Origin of the sequence: Marinobacter sp. LQ44 (genome assembly GCF_001447155.2) — a bacterium.
Lineage (GTDB): Bacteria > Pseudomonadota > Gammaproteobacteria > Pseudomonadales > Oleiphilaceae > Marinobacter.
On the sequence record NZ_CP014754.1, the window covers coordinates 1303074 to 1319370 of the forward strand.

Annotated in this window: 20 protein-coding genes and 3 pseudogenes; 16 read left to right on the forward strand and 7 right to left on the reverse strand. The window is 55.3% G+C overall.

Going from position 1 to position 16297, the window contains the following annotated elements; translation table 11 throughout:
• Nucleotides 1–43: 43 nt before the first annotated feature.
• Nucleotides 44–1534 carry a type VI secretion system PAAR protein gene (locus tag ASQ50_RS06135; RefSeq protein ID WP_058092295.1) on the reverse strand — a complete coding sequence of 497 codons (1491 nt, stop codon included), beginning with the start codon at nucleotides 1532–1534 and terminating at the stop codon, nucleotides 44–46.
• A gap of 223 nt (nucleotides 1535–1757) precedes the next feature.
• Here ASQ50_RS06135 and ASQ50_RS06140 point away from each other — a divergent pair, with 223 nt between their 5' ends.
• Nucleotides 1758–2303 (forward strand): nucleoside 2-deoxyribosyltransferase, encoded by a 546-nt coding sequence (locus ASQ50_RS06140; RefSeq protein ID WP_058092319.1) that lies wholly within the window; start codon nucleotides 1758–1760, stop codon nucleotides 2301–2303.
• 132 nt (nucleotides 2304–2435) lie between these two features.
• Entirely contained in the window at nucleotides 2436–3074 is a 639-nt protein-coding gene (locus tag ASQ50_RS06150; RefSeq protein WP_227513265.1) for an ADP-ribosylglycohydrolase family protein, read from the forward strand.
• Nucleotides 3075–3393: 319 nt separating this feature from the next.
• On the opposite strand, the gene trxC is transcribed toward ASQ50_RS06150, so the two are convergent.
• Nucleotides 3394–3834, reverse strand: a complete 441-nt coding sequence (trxC, locus tag ASQ50_RS06155) for a thioredoxin TrxC (protein WP_058092292.1) — start codon at nucleotides 3832–3834, stop codon at nucleotides 3394–3396.
• 25 nt (nucleotides 3835–3859) lie between these two features.
• Here trxC and ASQ50_RS06160 point away from each other — a divergent pair, with 25 nt between their 5' ends.
• The 3 genes from ASQ50_RS06160 (at nucleotide 3860) to ASQ50_RS06170 (ending at nucleotide 4972) form a co-directional block, all read left to right on the forward strand.
• Nucleotides 3860–4075 (forward strand): type II toxin-antitoxin system RelE/ParE family toxin, encoded by a 216-nt coding sequence (locus ASQ50_RS06160; RefSeq protein ID WP_058092291.1) that lies wholly within the window; start codon nucleotides 3860–3862, stop codon nucleotides 4073–4075.
• Complete coding sequence (locus tag ASQ50_RS06165; RefSeq protein ID WP_058092290.1) at nucleotides 4072–4362, forward strand: helix-turn-helix domain-containing protein; 291 nt, start codon at nucleotides 4072–4074, stop codon at nucleotides 4360–4362. The genes ASQ50_RS06160 and ASQ50_RS06165 overlap by 4 nt, the downstream gene beginning before the upstream one ends.
• Nucleotides 4363–4444: 82 nt before the next feature.
• Nucleotides 4445–4972 (forward strand): TIGR02281 family clan AA aspartic protease, encoded by a 528-nt coding sequence (locus tag ASQ50_RS06170; protein ID WP_058092289.1) that lies wholly within the window; start codon nucleotides 4445–4447, stop codon nucleotides 4970–4972.
• A gap of 19 nt (nucleotides 4973–4991) precedes the next feature.
• On the opposite strand, the gene ASQ50_RS06175 is transcribed toward ASQ50_RS06170, so the two are convergent.
• Both ASQ50_RS06175 and ASQ50_RS06180 read right to left on the reverse strand, forming a co-directional pair.
• Nucleotides 4992–5303: a helix-turn-helix domain-containing protein gene (locus ASQ50_RS06175; RefSeq protein ID WP_058092288.1), complete on the reverse strand. Its 312-nt coding sequence runs from the start codon at nucleotides 5301–5303 to the stop codon at nucleotides 4992–4994.
• 14 nt (nucleotides 5304–5317) lie between these two features.
• The gene (locus ASQ50_RS06180) at nucleotides 5318–5671 is read right to left on the reverse strand and encodes a type II toxin-antitoxin system RelE/ParE family toxin (RefSeq protein ID WP_058092287.1); all 354 of its coding nucleotides are present in this window, start codon (nucleotides 5669–5671) and stop codon (nucleotides 5318–5320) included.
• 197 nt (nucleotides 5672–5868) lie between these two features.
• Between ASQ50_RS06180 and ASQ50_RS21350 the strand changes: the two genes are divergently transcribed.
• From ASQ50_RS21350 to ASQ50_RS06195, 3 genes are all read left to right on the forward strand, one after another.
• Nucleotides 5869–6105 (forward strand): hypothetical protein, encoded by a 237-nt coding sequence (locus tag ASQ50_RS21350; protein ID WP_058092286.1) that lies wholly within the window; start codon nucleotides 5869–5871, stop codon nucleotides 6103–6105.
• Nucleotides 6102–6680, forward strand: coding sequence for a hypothetical protein (locus ASQ50_RS21355; RefSeq protein WP_058092285.1), 579 nt, complete (start codon nucleotides 6102–6104; stop codon nucleotides 6678–6680). Before ASQ50_RS21350 ends, ASQ50_RS21355 begins: the two co-directional genes overlap by 4 nt.
• A gap of 191 nt (nucleotides 6681–6871) precedes the next feature.
• A complete protein-coding gene (locus ASQ50_RS06195) occupies nucleotides 6872–7159 on the forward strand; it encodes a type II toxin-antitoxin system ParD family antitoxin (RefSeq protein ID WP_058092284.1) in 288 nt (95 codons plus the stop codon).
• 452 nt (nucleotides 7160–7611) lie between these two features.
• Here ASQ50_RS06195 and ASQ50_RS21175 read toward each other — a convergent pair whose 3' ends face one another.
• A complete protein-coding gene (locus ASQ50_RS21175; protein WP_068351406.1) occupies nucleotides 7612–8184 on the reverse strand; it encodes a hypothetical protein in 573 nt (190 codons plus the stop codon).
• Between ASQ50_RS21175 and istA (ASQ50_RS06205) the strand changes: the two are divergent.
• The 4 genes and pseudogenes from istA (ASQ50_RS06205) to ASQ50_RS06220 form a co-directional block, all read left to right on the forward strand.
• Nucleotides 8162–8800: pseudogene (istA, locus tag ASQ50_RS06205) on the forward strand (IS21 family transposase); the annotation flags it as partial. The gene ASQ50_RS21175 and the pseudogene istA (ASQ50_RS06205) overlap by 23 nt on opposite strands.
• Before the next feature lie 165 nt (nucleotides 8801–8965).
• The gene (locus tag ASQ50_RS06210; RefSeq protein ID WP_068351350.1) at nucleotides 8966–10228 is read left to right on the forward strand and encodes a site-specific integrase; all 1263 of its coding nucleotides are present in this window, start codon (nucleotides 8966–8968) and stop codon (nucleotides 10226–10228) included.
• Nucleotides 10225–11214, forward strand: a complete 990-nt coding sequence (locus ASQ50_RS06215; RefSeq protein WP_058092802.1) for a tyrosine-type recombinase/integrase — start codon at nucleotides 10225–10227, stop codon at nucleotides 11212–11214. The genes ASQ50_RS06210 and ASQ50_RS06215 overlap by 4 nt, the downstream gene beginning before the upstream one ends.
• A complete protein-coding gene (locus tag ASQ50_RS06220) occupies nucleotides 11211–12227 on the forward strand; it encodes a tyrosine-type recombinase/integrase (protein WP_058092803.1) in 1017 nt (338 codons plus the stop codon). The genes ASQ50_RS06215 and ASQ50_RS06220 overlap by 4 nt, the downstream gene beginning before the upstream one ends.
• A 111-nt stretch (nucleotides 12228–12338) precedes the next feature.
• On the opposite strand, the pseudogene istA (ASQ50_RS06225) reads toward ASQ50_RS06220, so the two are convergent.
• Nucleotides 12339–12977 (reverse strand): annotated as a pseudogene (gene istA, locus ASQ50_RS06225) (IS21 family transposase); the annotation flags it as partial.
• 101 nt (nucleotides 12978–13078) lie between these two features.
• On the opposite strand from istA (ASQ50_RS06225), the gene ASQ50_RS21360 reads away from it, so the two are divergent.
• From ASQ50_RS21360 to ASQ50_RS06240, 3 genes are all read left to right on the forward strand, one after another.
• A complete protein-coding gene (locus ASQ50_RS21360) occupies nucleotides 13079–13396 on the forward strand; it encodes an NYN domain-containing protein (protein WP_068351409.1) in 318 nt (105 codons plus the stop codon).
• Nucleotides 13397–13879: 483 nt separating this feature from the next.
• Entirely contained in the window at nucleotides 13880–14842 is a 963-nt protein-coding gene (locus ASQ50_RS06235) for an ImmA/IrrE family metallo-endopeptidase (protein ID WP_058092770.1), read from the forward strand.
• A 189-nt stretch (nucleotides 14843–15031) separates the two neighbouring features.
• Nucleotides 15032–15355, forward strand: coding sequence for a hypothetical protein (locus ASQ50_RS06240; RefSeq protein ID WP_227513266.1), 324 nt, complete (start codon nucleotides 15032–15034; stop codon nucleotides 15353–15355).
• Nucleotides 15356–15372: 17 nt separating this feature from the next.
• Here the strand turns inward: ASQ50_RS06240 and ASQ50_RS06245 are convergent, their stop codons facing one another.
• Nucleotides 15373–15867, reverse strand: coding sequence for a gamma-glutamylcyclotransferase family protein (locus ASQ50_RS06245; RefSeq protein WP_058092769.1), 495 nt, complete (start codon nucleotides 15865–15867; stop codon nucleotides 15373–15375).
• 141 nt (nucleotides 15868–16008) lie between these two features.
• Between ASQ50_RS06245 and ASQ50_RS20430 the strand changes: the two are divergent.
• Nucleotides 16009–16233: pseudogene (locus tag ASQ50_RS20430) on the forward strand (DUF1499 domain-containing protein); the annotation flags it as partial.
• Nucleotides 16234–16297: the final 64 nt, after the last annotated feature.

The following is a 16297-nucleotide window of genomic DNA, read 5'->3' on the forward strand; positions in this document are numbered from 1 at the left end:
TGACGCAACTATTGTAACTTCCGCCATTGACGTCAACAGCTCCTCACTCATGAATAGCCTCTCTCAAGATTTCACCGGCGCCTTCCCCTAATATTCCACCCCCAACCCCGCCAGCGGCAGCGCCGAGGCCACCAACGATAACTGCACAGGCCACGCCACCGATGCCTGCAGTCGTGACTGCGAAAGCTGTACAGGTAGCAGCTGAGGCTAACCCAACAAGACTTCCTCCAGCCAGAGAGCCCGTGAACTTACCCCCTTCCCGGTAAGCAACGACCTGACACTGTTTATTATCCCCTACGGTGCATGCCTCACTGATCTTTAAAGCTGACATTGACGCGTCTAGCGTTATGCCCAAATAACCCACGTTCCTGGCATATTTTGCCCCCCGAGCCACTCGCTCATAATGCGTTGCATACCCAGGTATACCGCCAACCCCAGCCGTCTTCCAATTATGCACAATGCTCTTAGATGACAATCCCAACGCCCGCTTTAGTTTTGCATCATCATCCAGTGACATCCCCTTGCGGGCCACACTTCCCAGAGCAAAATCCAGCTCTTTGAAAAGCGCTCGCCGCTTCTCGAAAAACTCCGGGTGGTTGAGGTGCCCATGCCTCCGGTAACTGTCCTGATGAAGCCGTTCGATGTTCTTCAAAGTCGACTCAATGCTGCCAATCTGCTTGGAAACCATCACGGCGCCTGCACCCAGACCCGCAGAACCTGTCGAGGTGATGGCCTCCAATAAATCGTAGTATTTGACAAGAAACTGCGCTTCATCCTGCTCCAGTGACCTAACCTGGGCATTCATCTGCGCCGCCACCTCCATCAACTCGATTTCTTTTTGAGTGCATTCCATGCCCTCTGGATCACCCAGCACAATCATCTCACCGGGCATCAGCTGTCCGCCCAGGCCTGGATTCAAACGATCAAAATGATCTGGCTTTGCCGAGGCGTCTCCGTACAAAGCGCTCAATAGCTCCGTCTTGCTTATCGGCGTCTGAACGACATGGTAACCCGGCTCTACCGCAGCCTGAGACTGATTCTTTGTTGGGGATGAGATTGGAGTTGATGCCGCCATACTGGATGCAGCCGGCCCACCTGCCGAAGCGTTGCTCGCGCCTTTACCCGCATCACTGGCACCTCGTGACTCCGGAATAGTGCTACCGGAGTGATTAGACGGAGAGACCGACTGCTGGGCTGACTCTGACGGCGCCGGTGAGATACCCGAAAACGGCGTGGGCGTGAAGGTATCACCAATTACAACGCTACCACTGCCAATCGTGACGCCCCCGCAGGAAATCGCGCTGCCAGTTACCGCCGCAGGAATACCGTTAATGAGCACAGTTGCCGAACCTGCAGCGATGGCTCGCGGGTGGGGAGGGTGTTTGGGTTTGGAGTGCGGGGCGAGAGGATCACCCACGCGGGCAACAGGTTTGCCGTCGATCAGTACATCGGGGGAGCCGGCAATAACCGGGGTGGGTGGAAATCCTTCATGATCTGTACCCAAGTCACCCAGCAACACAACTTTCTTGCTCATTCCTTTGCTCCTTCCTTGAAGAGTCATCCATCGATTTCAGGGGCCGTCACTGGCACCGCACGCCATATGGTAAACAAAGACTCACGAAGACCCAACCCAAAAGTTGGTACAGACAGATACCGTTTGATAGGTGTATAAGTTTGAATCCGTTGGCCTTCCGGCACAAGATTCCCACACTATGCTCAGGGCCGTGGCCTGCACTCAAATGAGAGACCTCATTAACGTGGCAAAACCAAAACGCATCTACCTAGCCGGCCCAGAGGTGTTCTTCCCGGAGGAAGAACACCAGGCCATCGTGGCTGAGAAAAAACGCCTGCTCCGGGACGCCGGATTCGAGGGCGTCGACCCGCTGGACACAGCGCTCGAGTTTTCGGATGAGGAGGTAAAACACGAGCGTGGCCACCGGATATACCAGGCCAACCGCGAACTGATGGACAGCTGCGACGCCATCATTGCCAACCTCACACCGTTTCGCGGTATTAGCGCCGATCCGGGTACTGTGTTCGAGGTGGGTTACATGATCGGCCAGGGCAAGCCCGCGTTCGGGTTTACCCTGGACAGCCGGTTTTATCAGCAACGGGCAGGTGCAACCTGCCAGGACGAACTGGGCCATACCATTGAGGATTTCGAGATGAGCGATAACCTGATGATCGAAGGCGGAATCCGCGAATCCGGTGGCCAGCTGTTTTTGGCGCTGCGGCCAGGCGAACACCCGTTCTACTCAGCGGAGCTGTTCCACCGCTGTGTGCGGGCGATCGACGATGCCTGACCACCCATTATCTTTGCAGCCGCGTGCTCATGCGCTGCCTCGCGGAAGATAACGGGCACTATCGCTCACAAACCTTCCTCAAGGCCTACATCGGTTTTATGACCGCCGATCCTCCCCGCCACCCAGACACCTATGCCGAATCCTACCATCGCGGATTCTTTGCCAACCTTGAGAAAGGCCTTCCGCCAGAAAAATGCGGCATGGTCACCCACGACACCCCCCTCGGTTGGCGGCCTGATAACCATCGCACCGCTGGTATTTTCGGAACGCCTGCGGGGTACGAGCATTCCCTATCTTCAAGCCCTTTGCCGGGAAAACTTGACGCTCACCCACCCGGATGAAGGCCTGATGCAAGTGTGCGACCGCTACGTAACCTTATTGTGCGGCCTGATGGAAGGGCCAGGCGAAGACGGCATAAAAGCACTCCTTGAAGACGCCGCCAAAGGTGCGCGGGGACTGGATGTTGCCGCCCTGTTGAAACGAAATCTGCCAGAAAACCAGGTAGTTGGCCGGATGTACTCGCCCGCATGTTACATCTCAGATTCCTGGCCGCTGGTACTGTACCTCGCCTACAAATACCGTCACGATCCATGGCTTGCACTGCGGGTGAACACCAACCTGGGCGGCGATAACGTGCATCGGGTTATGATTATTGGGGCTCTGCTGGGGCTGACCAGTGATAACGTGGCCAACCAGTGGTTTGATCAGCTGGTGAAACACGAGGACATTGACCAGGAAATTGCCGCGCTGATCGATTCAGCAAATGTTTAGAAAAACTCAACAACGCTCACAGACAGCCAAAACAAAAAGAAAGCACCGGCAAGAAGCAACACTGCACCATGAACCGCCAGGTTCCTCCGGATAGTTGGAGCAGGCTTTGGCGGGAAGCTGAAGTATTCCTCACCAAACAACCCAACGCCGCAGCTCTCACAGTAATTCTTAGAGTAAGAAACCCGCAACGCAGATGGCTCAAACTTTTTTCGGCAGCTGTAACAACTGGGTTTAAACATGTCGGGTTCGGGTACGTTCTTATTGAGAGTGGAAATGCCGCTAATTCACCAGAAAACAGATCTGTCCCGGCTTCCCGGAGCTACCGAATACCGCTCGATTGAAGCCACTGGCTGATCTGCGCCTGATTCATGGCACCGCTCTGACGAGCCACTTCCCGGCCGTTCTGGAACAGGATCATTGTGGGTATGCTGCGAATGCCAAACTGCCCGGCAGGCCCCTGTGACTGTTCGGTGTTCAGCTTGGCAAAGCGCACTTTACCCTGCCAGGTTTTCGCCGCCTGCTCGAACTGTGGCGCCATGGCTTTGCAGGGGCCACACCAACTGGCCCAGAAATCCACCAGTACCGGCACATCGCTGCGCCCGGTGTGTGCCGCAAACGACTGCTCCGTAAGATCCAGCACCTGGTCTGGCCAGAGAGCTTGTTTGCACGCGCCGCAGTTGCCACCGGCCGAAAGCTTCTCGGCCGGTACGCGGTTGGTTTTGTGGCAATGGGGGCATACGAGGTGTCGGATGTCAGTCATGATAGGTCGACCTCTGATTGATTAGATGGTTGAATTAATCGGGTCAAATGGCCGGAAATCAAGTGGCGAGCTATTTGAGATCCGCGCAAAAGCCAAGGAAGGAATAGGTAGAGGCATCTTCTGCTACATGCAGGGTAAGCGAATCATCATCCTGCACGTCTTTGTAAAGAAGGGGCACAAAATACCGAAGAAAGACCTGGAGCTCGCCAACGAGCGATTGAAGGAGGTCAAAAAATCATGAATTTCAAACAGTTTAAGCAAAAGGCACTGGAAAATCCTGAGATACGCCGGGAATACGATTCACTTCAAGACGAATTCAGCCTGATCGATCAGCTGATTACGATGAGAACCAAAGCGGGCCTCACCCAGGAGGACGTTGCGAAGAAACTCGGAACGAACAAAAGCAACATATCCAGACTAGAACGCGGCCGAAGCAATCCGAGTTGGGGAACACTAAGCAAATACGCCGAGGCCTGCGGATTTCGGGTGAAGCTGGAAGCTGTTGAAGATGACAGAGCATCGGCATGATGGGTGAACCAATGCAGGCGCTCGACCGCGTGGTCAAGGTAGTATTGGAACAACCTGCCCATGCCCCACAACAAGGAACAGGATGAGCAAACCTGGCATCATTAAACCCGAAATCCGATACCTCCTGTACTTCGCAGTGTTCTGGGTTGTATTGCTCGCCGCTGTCACGCATTTTTTCGGCAGTTGGGACTCCCAACAAAACAACCCTAACCAGCAACTGGTCAGCCACACTCGCGGCAGCGTCACAGAAATTGAACTGCAGGCCAACCGCCAGGGCCATTATTTGGCAAACGGCACCATCAACAACCAGCGTGTCACCTTCATCCTGGATACCGGTGCCACAACCGTGGCAGTCTCAGAATCCCTCGCCCAAAAAGCAGGCCTTAGAAAGGGCCAATCCGGCCGTGCACATACCGCCGCTGGTGCAGTCAATGTGTGGAGCACGACCATTCAGGAACTCCGCCTGGGCGACATGACATTCTACAATGTACCCGGCACCATCAACCCCGCCATGGACCCAGACATGGTGTTGCTGGGCATGAGCGTGCTTGGGCAGCTTAACTTTTCCCAGCAATCGGGCGTTCTAACCCTGAGTCAGGATAATCGTTGAGAAGGGGTGAGGCCTCCACTCAAGCCGCGCGAGGAGATCCGTTATCCTCCCCGGCCTGCAATGTCCAGGTCATCCCCAAAGCCCGCCCCGCTTTCACAAGCGTTGTGATAGTTACACCAGTATCCTTCTCATCAAGAAGGCGGTTAACCACCGTTCGGCTGGTATGCATTTTCTGGGCAAGCTGAGACTTATTCACACCCGTTTGCCCCATCGCCTGCTGAATCTGCCAGACGATCACCCGCTTCAGCGCCTCAGCCTCTACTTGCTCAAGTGTGCCGTCAGCTTCAAGTAGATCATCGAGAGAGCTGCCAACGTGTTTATGCTGTGTCATTTTCTTGCTCCCATTCAGACAAGATTCTTCTTTCGATCTCTCGCCTTTGCCAACTCTTGATCTGGTGTTTTCTGAGTCTTTTTGATGAAACCATTTAGCAACACCATGTCCCCACAAAACATTGTGAATATGACTCGTGCAATCCGACCGTTCGAGAGGTCACTGCGGACTTCCCACAAGTCTGCATTGGCCTTGCCGGAGCCCCCCCTTACCAAGGGCATACCCAGTGGCCATCCATATTCCACAGTCTTCAGATCAGTTCCGATCACTGAGCGATCCTCCTTATCAAGCTTCAGCAACCACTCTTTGACCGGCTCTCGACCATTGGCTGTTCTGTAAAATACGACGTTAACTGTTTTCCTTGTCATACAACCCCTTCCTTGGCGCAACCCAAGCGTACCTAAATAGGTTCACTTATGCCAGCCTTCCACCCCTGAAGGTTTGTCAGGTAGTACTCAAAATCACGACTGAACTATCAGGGAAACTGCGAAAATAAATCTGTCCCGGCTTCCACACCTCATTTCCGCTACTATCAAAGTAAGCCAGTGCTAGAGACACAGCTGCTATGGGACTGTCGATAGAAAAATCGGAATTTACAGAGGAAGAATTTGACCGGTTTGCGGCCAAGGTGCGAACGGACCTCACCGCACTCACCCGCCTCCTGGACCGGCCCGGCTTTGGTGAGGGAGAATCTTCCATTGGCGCCGAGGTCGAGTTCTACATCGTAAACCCGGACCTGCGTGTTCAACCGATCAACACAGAAATAGCCGCCAGGGTTCAGGATCCATATCGGTGGCAATGACGTCACCAACCTGGAAGCAGACGACGTCACCATGGAAGGGGCCACCAACTCTGGGACGAAACCCGTATCGCCCTGTTCAAACAATCCGTCGACAGCCGCTCGCCCAACCACAGAACCTGGAAACACCCGCCAAGGGTTTATTACGGCAACGGCTGGGCACGCAGCGCCTGGGAGCTGTTTGCAGCCTCGGCATCCTTGTATCCCACCATCCTGCCATTGATGTCCGAAGAAGATCCGATGGCGGTTATCGCTACGCCAAGTGCCCGGCGGGCGTGACCATCACCAACGACGCGGCCCATCAAGCGCTGGCATCGCTCTTTACCGACCGGCTGATCATGACGGACCTTCGCCTGGGGGCACTGATGGAATATTCCGAGCAGGAGGTCCCCACCGTGACCATCGAGTGTGGCGGGGCTCAGGATGATCTCGCGCACCAACTGGCGTACGAAGGGCTTGTTCGGTATGCCTCACAGCCAGACGTGCTATCGCTGGAGAAAGCGGACTGGAACGTTGCTGACAGCTTCAAATCAAGGATGGGCGAATCTACCCCGCCCAGGCCATCAAGACCTGCATGATCACCACCAACCCGGTGGTTGCGAAGAGCGATTGCTTGTTCTATGCCGTCAAAGCCACGGGCGAACCCATTTTTTAGACCATAGCGAACCGCTTTTCATCGTAACTTAACCACCAGAGTCACCTTATCTCCTAGACAGGAAATTCACAGATTGGCAGATTATGCCAATGCATTTCCGACAGGATCACTCCAATGGCAACGAGAAACATCGTACTCACTAACCATCAATCCCAGGTAGTCGATCACCTGGTTGCCTCGGGCCGTTATCAAAATGCGAGCGAGGTACTTCGAGCCGGCCTGAGAATGGTTGAGGAAGCCGAGTCCCGCTACGCCACGAAAATGAATGAGCTAAGAGCCGCCATCGATGCGGGCCAGACAGACCTGGAGGCTGGCAGAACCAGAACATTCACTGCTGACCAGTTCGCTACTTACCTTTCAGAGCGTGCGGAGCACGCCATCAGGGAGAAACGGGATACCTGATTAGGTCTGACATTCGGTCCGGAATCGCTACCTATCCGCTTGCAAGGGAAGGCAAAGCTTCACCCCATCAGTTTTATCTTAAGATGGAAAAGGATGCACACAATCAGTCCATTATCATTCTTCGGGTCTTGCACCAAAGGATGGATCCTGAGGCGCACCTATGACTTCCAAACTATCTGATTACTGGTTGCCAGCAGATAGAATAAATCTGTCCCGATCTTATCTCGAAAATAAATCTGTCCCGGTTTTCCAGAGGCCACTCTCTGCCGGATGTCGCGATGCCTATTAGCGCAACACAAAAACCAGCAGGGCCAGGACCAAGGTGATATTCAGCCCCCAGATGACCAAAGAAAGCCGCCGCCGCTGAGTCAACCGCTGGACTGGATTAGTCATAGCTGAAACGCTCCGAGAGAATCCGGTGAGCGGGTGTGCCCCGCTGGATCAGGTGATCTTCAACAACATCCATCATCACAGCCGGCCCGGGCGACGGACGTCACACGCCAGGGACGCGACTTCTGCAGCCAGGGAACCACCAGGTAAACCATCAGCAACGACCCAACCGCCACGCCGGTCATGGCCAGCCAAACCCACGTCATCACCGGCTGCGATCCGTAACGCCCGGCAGACACGGTATGGAGCCACAGAAGCACCGCGATCAGAAGCGCGCCGAGCCCGTGCAACAGGCGCCATGTCTCGTATCGGTATCCCAGCTGAGTGCGCCCGATGGCCATAACAACAAGGCCTGCAAGCAGCAACCAGGCGCCAATGCCGGTCGCCAGATCGGCAAAATCTGTCGTGAGCGTCAATTGCCGCGTGGGATTGCGTATTCCAGACCAAGGTTGCCACTGATTCCAGACGAAGCCTGCCACCCATTCCACGCGAAAGCTGCCACTGATTCCACGGCAAAGCTGCCACCCTGGCAGGCTGCCTGATTTCCCCATCAAAACGTCCGGCGCGGGATAACTAACGGTACTCTGCTCCTTTTCATCCGGAGAGGGCCAGATGCCAGCGAAGAGGTTATCCATGCGTAAAATCAAAGAAGTCCTTCGCCTCAAGTGGGAGCGAGGGCTGAGCAATCGTCAGGTTGCGGCGGCCTGCGGCGTCAGCCGCCCGACCGTGAGCGAATACCTGCGCCGCACAGCTGAGGCCGGTTTGAGCTGGCCGTTGCCAGCGGACTTGGACGAGGCCCAACTGGAGCAACGGCTGTTCCCGCCACCACCGGATCTGCCGGCACAGGCCCGAGGCATTCCGGACTGGCAGCGGATCCACGATGAGCTCCGGGGCAAGAACGTCACACTGTTCCTGCTCTGGCAGGAATATCGGCAAGCCAACCCCGATGGCTATCAGTACAGCTGGTTCTGCGAGCACTACCGGGCCTGGCGGGGCAAGCTGGATCTGGTGATGCGCCAGGACCATCGGGCCGGTGAGAAGCTGTTCGTGGACTATGCGGGCCAGACCGTGCCCATTATTGATCGCACCACTGGAGAAATCCACGAGGCGCAAGTCTTTGTGGCCGTTATGGGCGCGTCCAACTACACCTATGCCGAGGCCACCTGGAGCCAGTCGCTGCCAGACTGGATCGGCTCCCATATCCGGGCCTTCGAGTTCCTGGGCGGCGTGCCGGAACTGGTGGTTCCGGATTATGTGCCGGGACACATAATCCGGATTATGTTCCCTATCCCATTATGTTCCGTTCACTTTGGAAGACCTTGAATCCATAGGGAGGATCCCGTGTAAAAGGACACATAACGACAGATGCCGTTTGGGCGCATGATTTCCTTTCCTACATCCAGAAAGGAGATTGTCATGTTAGAACATTACTTCGTTAAGCCCGATACCATCGATGCGATCCGCGCTTCCTGGATCGCGGAACCGATTGAGCAGTACGTTGCGTGGTTAGCCGGGCACGGATACAGGCCCAGGGTAATCTTGCGGCGAGTCCCACTCCTGAGGCAGTTTGGCGAGTTTGCTCGCGATCATGGTGCCACGCAGTGGAGCGAGCTTCCGACTCATGTCGAGCCTTATGTAAAGCACTGGGTAAAGGTTCACGCCAAGAACGCATACCAGGCAAAGCGATGGGTGGCTAATGATGCTCGTACACCGATCGAGCAATTGCTGTCCCTGATGTTGCCCGATTTCCGCGGAACAGGTCGGAGACGGACCAGTCAAGATCCCTTCCTGGTTCAGGCACCGGGGTTCTTTGTTTATCTGCGTGAAGAACGGGGCCTGCGCGAGCTGTCTCTCCGGCACTATGGCCATTATCTGCATAACCTGGAAGCCTACCTGGCGCGAATCAACCTGCTGCATTTGTCCGAGCTCACTCCAGCCATACTCAGTGCATTTGTGGTGGAGAGCGGTCGCCGATTGAGCCCGCATTCTATGACGGGGCTGTGCAGCTCCTTGCGAGTCTTCCTGCGCTACCTGTACCGCGAGCAGCTGATCAATCGCGATCTCGGCGCTACCGTAGAGTCCCCGCGTCGGTATCAGCTGGCCGATCTCCCGCGTTCGATCTCCTGGGACGACGTCCGGCGCATGCTAGATGTTGTTGATCGGCGCAGTGCTCTGGGCAAGCGCGACTATGCCATTCTACTTTTGCTCGTCACGTATGGACTGCGCGGCCATGAGGTGGCCGGATTGACACTGGAGAATATTGACTGGAAGAGAGAACGCCTGTTGGTGCCGCAGCGCAAGGCGGGACACACCACTGCGTACCCTCTCTCTTCAGTGGTAGGCGAAGCTATTCTCGACTACTTAAAAAATGCACGCCCACACGTCGAGGAGCGAAGGCTGTTTTTCCGGGTTCTGGCGCCCGTCCGACCTGTGACGGCGGTTACTGTGTCCAGCCGCGCGACGCACTACCTGCGCAAAGCGGGTATTAATGTCCGTCGCCCAGGTTCGCACACCTTGCGCCACACTTGCGTACAGCGATTGGTCGATGCCGAGTTCAACTTCAAGGTCATCGGCGATTACGTTGGTCATGCATCGCCAAGTTCCACCCGCATCTATACCAAGGTGGACGTGGAAACCCTGCGCATGGTGGCGCTGGGCCACGAGGAGGTGCTGCCATGACCGCCTCCTTCCACAGCGTACTGGGCAAGGATTTTTCGGCTTACTTGAGTTACAAGCGCGCGCTGGGCCGAAAATTTGATACTGAAGAGCTCGCCTTGCAATTATTCGATCGCTTTTTGGTCGAGGAACGGGTGAGTGATGCGGCGTTAGTGCAACCGGCGTTGATTGAGGCCTTTCTCGCTTCGCGGCCACGCACTCGCCCACGCAGCTATAACCACCTCTTGGGGGTGCTCCGCTGCTTTTTTGCCTGGCAGGTGGCCCAGGAGCGGCTAGCGCATTCTCCGGTTCGTGCTCACCCTCAGCCGGTGACTTCCCAGCTTAAACCCTTCCTGTTCGAACCGGCTCAGGTGGAAGACATCCTGACGTTGGCGTCACAGCTTCCGGACAATTCCCGGGCACCCTGTCGTGGCATGGTCTACCGAACAATCTTCTCGCTGATGTACGGTTTGGGCCTGCGTGTCGGCGAGATTGTGCATCTTCGGTATCGCGACGTCGATTGCCAGCGCAGCCTTCTGGTGATCGACAAGAGCAAGTTTGGCAAGACGCGTTTGGTCCCCTTTGGCCCGCGCATGGCGCAACAGATCGCTGTCTATCTACAGTTTGGCGTTGATCGGTATGGGCCATGGCAGCCGGATGATCCGGTATTTTCTTTCAGCTTTTTCCCAGAGCGCAAGCCAATGCGTATTGAGACGGTCAGTCAGACATTTCACCACTTGATACTGAAGATGGATCCGTACGTGCCACCTGGCGTACGCCAACCTCATCTGCACTGCCTGCGCCATTCCTTCGCGGTCGCAACTCTGCTCCGCTGGTATCGCACCGGCGTGGATCCCAATCAACGGCTCTTTCATCTATCAACCTTCATGGGCCATGCCGACCCGGCATCGACTGCCTGGTATCTGACCATCACCGAAGCACTGCTCCGGGAGGCGAGCCAACGGTTCGAGCGATTCGCCGATCCCCGCAGAGAGGAGGAGCTATCATGACGGATCAATTGGGGCGTCTCGTCTTTGCCTTCGTAGAGGATCACCTTAAATGCCAACGGGGGCTGCGCCCGGCCAGTATCCGAAGTTATAAGGAGAGCCTGCGCCTGTTCTTGCAATTCGCTGCAAAGGATAAGCATTGCCGGATCACCCGCTTGGAACTGGCTGATCTCACTGGCGAGCGAGTGCGCCATTTTTTGCAACACCTTGAACAGGAACGTGGTAATGGGGTTAGAACCCGAAACCAGCGCCTGGCGGCGCTGCATACCTTCTTCGAGTATCTTGCCGGCCGTGAGCCCTGCGTGCTCGGGGAAGCACAGCAAATTGCTTCCATTCCCGTCAAACGCTGGCAACCGGGCGAGACTCTGTATCTCGAACGCGACGAGATTAATGCTCTGTTCGCTGCCTTGCCCACCGACCACCCTCAGGCTCTGCGCGACCAAGCCTTGCTTCGCTTCCTTTATAACACCGGAGCACGCGTACAGGAGGTAGCGGATCTGCGCGCAACGCACCTGGAACTCGGTTCTGAGCCCCGAGTACGGCTGCATGGTAAAGGTGACAAATGGCGTACCTGTCCTTTGTGGACGCGAACGGCGGGTCTGATGCAGGACTTACTGGAGCAAAATCGGCAACGACGCCACTCCAATGACGCTGTCTTCCTAGCCCGCAACAGTGCGCCGCTGACCAGATTTGGTATCTACAAGATCGTGCGGCGTCATACCGTCAAGGTGGTGAAGAAAAGCGCAGATGGCACAGTGCGGCACATCTCACCCCATGTCTTACGCCACACGACGGCCGTGCATTTGCTTGAAGCAGGTGTCGAGGTCAACGTCATCCGCGCCTGGCTTGGACACGTCAGTTTGGAGACCACCAACCGATACGCCGAGATCACCCTCCGAATGAAAGTGGACGCGCTCCGCACCTGTGAGCCTATTTGGGATTCTCCGGCGGAGTCCCACCGAAAGCCAGTATGGCGATCCAATTCCGAGCTGCTGCAATGGCTGGAATCCCTGTGATCGTTATGTGCCCCAGTGCAAGGGGGCCTCCCTATGGTTTCAAGGTCTTCCAAAGTGAACGAAACATAATGGGATAGGGAACATAATCCGGATTATGTGCCGGGACACATAATCCGGCACCACCAGTTCCGGCACGCCGCCCAGGAACTCGAAGGCCCGGATATGGGAGCCGATCCAGTCTGGCAGCGACTGGCTCCAGGTGGCCTCGGCATAGGTGTAGTTGGACGCGCCCATAACGGCCACAAAGACTTGCGCCTCGTGGATTTCTCCAGTGGTGCGATCAATAATGGGCACGGTCTGGCCCGCATAGTCCACGAACAGCTTCTCACCGGCCCGATGGTCCTGGCGCATCACCAGATCCAGCTTGCCCCGCCAGGCCCGGTAGTGCTCGCAGAACCAGCTGTACTGATAGCCATCGGGGTTGGCTTGCCGATATTCCTGCCAGAGCAGGAACAGTGTGACGTTCTTGCCCCGGAGCTCATCGTGGATCCGCTGCCAGTCCGGAATGCCTCGGGCCTGTGCCGGCAGATCCGGTGGTGGCGGGAACAGCCGTTGCTCCAGTTGGGCCTCGTCCAAGTCCGCTGGCAACGGCCAGCTCAAACCGGCCTCAGCTGTGCGGCGCAGGTATTCGCTCACGGTCGGGCGGCTGACGCCGCAGGCCGCCGCAACCTGACGATTGCTCAGCCCTCGCTCCCACTTGAGGCGAAGGACTTCTTTGATTTTACGCATGGATAACCTCTTCGCTGGCATCTGGCCCTCTCCGGATGAAAAGGAGCAGAGTACCGTTAGTTATCCCGCGCCGGACGTTTTGATGGGGAAATCAGGCAGCCTGCCAGGGTGGCAGCTTTGCCGTGGAATCAGTGGCAGCTTTCGCGTGGAATGGGTGGCAGGCTTCGTCTGGAATCAGTGGCAACCTTGGTCTGGAATACGCATATAGCTGCAACGTCAACGCTTTCGCGCTGATAACCAGCGATTCAGACTTCACTCACCTCGTCATGCGTATTCTTGAAGCTGGCCTACCGGTCTTTGGCTTTGGCGAGCGCAAAACACCCATGCCTTTCGTGAACGCCTGCTCCCAGTTCATCTATACGGAAAACCTGCGAGAAGATACCGAAGAGCAAAGCGACGATGATAGCGGCGACGCCGCGAAACCAACCGCCACCGCATAGCGAATGCGCAACGAACTCAGGGGAGACACACTTCTGGTACGAACGCTGCGATCAGCGGTGGAACAGACGATAGATCGCTACGGTAGGGCTCACCTGGGAAAAGTTGAGCAATATATTTCCAACAACAGCTCCTTCAACCCGGAGAAATTGCCCACTCCAGGTTTTTCTCACCGATAGGGAGATTCACCACAACATCTAGTGTGTTGAGGAATCACACACAACCCTCTGATCAAGAGTCAGTTTTAGCTATTCAACTGTTTTATAATTGATTTCTACTTAAATGCATGAGCGACCTATAGCTCTATCCTTGTTCACAGATCACTATATCCTGTTATACTGCGATAAATGATCAATTAATCACCAGAAAGGAAGAATAGAGAGGATCCAGCGGCATCGGGTATCGCGAAGACTTATCCTCTCTGAAAGATCGCCTTCACTTGAATACTTGGCGTCAACGAGATTTCAGAAGCTGAGGAACACCGAATGTCTAAAGCCCGCTCAGTAATGCTTGCTATGAGCCGCGAAGCTTATCGAAACCCTTACGCTCACATTGAAGAGCTGGAGCGCGACTATTTGGCGGAAGAGGAAAAGCTTCACCTATCGAAGCCGGCTTATCATGCAGCCCCTGGTCCAGAAGTCTTCCACAACCCTTACATCTTTGTTGATAACGAAGAATCGGAAGTGGAATCTGTTCCCAAAACCCAGTCTGAAGGTGTAAATGAGCCGCTGGTATTCACCGCCCCAACCTATGAGACTGCCAAGAAACCAACCTATTCCGACAAAGATATTCAGGAAATCGTAGCATCTTTGCATCGCCACATTTGGGTAAACCGCGCGGCCATTTGGGGCAGCAAGGTACCAAAAGATCCCGTTGAAATGCTCGAACCGAAGGTCGTAGCCAACCTTCTCGGGTTCAGCTATCGCGACGAGTCAGGCATTGGAGTTCACCAGACCAGTGATGGCGATGCGGATGTTGCCGGCCTTATAGATGATGGTGCCAAGACGATCTATATTTCCCCGCAGTTCAAGCCCAACGTTAGGCGTTTTACAGCGGCACACGAGATCGGTCACGCCGCCCTGCATGACCTGCATGGTGCAATGCATCGTGACCGCCCGGACGAGCACCAACGCCCCAAACGAGATTCGAAAGAAAGAGAGGCCGATAGATTCGCGACGTATTTCTTGATGCCGGAGAACCTTGTCGTTGCGCGTTTTCTTGAAACCTTCTACGCTCGCCCGTTTGAAATCACCTCCGAGACAGCATTTGCTCTGGGGTTCAAGAATGCAAACGAACTCGCAAGGAAATATAGGACTCGCCGGGAACTTGCCCGGCTGCTTGCCTCAACTGAACGCTATAACTTTGAACACTTTAAATCTTTGGCCAATCAGTTCAATGTTTCAGCAGAGGCTATGGCTATCAGGATTGAGGAGCTTGACCTAGTGTGATTAGGGGATCTGAGAATCACCGTTCCGCCTATTTCTCATTTCGGAAAACCGAGCCCGAAAAATAGATCTGTCCCGGCTTTCCAACTGGCGGACGAAGGGCTTGTTCGGTATGCCTCACAATCTGACGTGCTATCGCTGGAGAAAGCGGAATGGAACGTTGCGGTACTGCGCAACCCTATTTGAGTGAAGTTGGCGCCCGATGCGACGATCGAGTACCGTTTAACGCCCAGTGGGCACGCGGACCTCACCTTTCCGCCCGACATCGAACACCGCAATTTCGGGATTGTGTCGCCGGATGAGCCCCTTGGATGGGTTGGGCAAAAAGGCCTGAACGTGCTCACGGCAATCAGCCACAACCGGACCGAGAACATGGAACAAGTGCTGAAAATCAGGGATGGGCAAATCTACCCTGCCCAGGCCCTCAAAACCTTCATGATTACCACCAACCCGGTGATTGCGAAAAGCGATTGCCTATTCTATGCCGTGAAAGCAACGGGCGATCCTACGTTTTAGACCACAGTGAGCCGCTTTTAATCGTAGATGGCCCGTTCTCTCGCATCCCGTTTTCGATCAGGGTCTTCCTGGCTTGGCGTGGCTGAAATGGCATCGAGGTAGTCGGCGGGAACGCCGGTTTCTTTCGCACCAACGATAACGTGATTCAAATACCAGGAGTGAGGCAGCAAAGATGGATCCGTTGACGTTGCACAGTAGGTGAAAGCGTCAACGGAATTCTCGAGAGCATCCGTAACCGTGACCCGCTTTTCCTCGTAACCGAAACCCAACCCCTCAGCCCTGTCCAGCGGGCCTTTTTCGCTGCGCGGTATCTCAAACAGTGCGCCAATGACGACGTCCCCCGGATTTCCGGTAAACAGTGCGTCGCATTTGGCGGATTGGTCTTTCTTGCTCCACTTATGAAACCGAAGGGCATGCTCAACGAGTGTGAACCTACCGATTCGCTCCGCGCTTGGAACCCTCGCTCTTAATCTGAGGAGTGACATGTTCGAGCCGTAAGCGAAATACTTCATGCTGCCTCTGTGTCTGAACTATTCAATCAGGAACCTGCAGCCATGATCTTAGCAAAACCGGGACGGGTCTATTTTTCCAGTTTCATCCGTGAATTTGTTACCGCCTCTTAAACCCGGGCCACTGACACGCCGGGCGCCACGCTCAATGACTCGCGCTTCGGCTATTTGGACATGTCCTTTCACAGCGACGTGCTCCGCCCTCCCGACTACTTCGAGGTTCTGATAAGCCCTGACCTATGCAGTCTAAATGTCCGATCCCAGTCGCTGGTCGGGCTTTATGATCTGGGATTTAAGCGGCGGCGCGTGGGGCGTCTCAGGCACAATCTGGTTGAGCACGGTGTTGCCACTGGCAACACCGTGCTCTAAAAAGCGCCAACTAAGGGAAGGCGAAGCCGGCGAAGATTTGTTTCTCCGATCCTGGTTTGCGGTT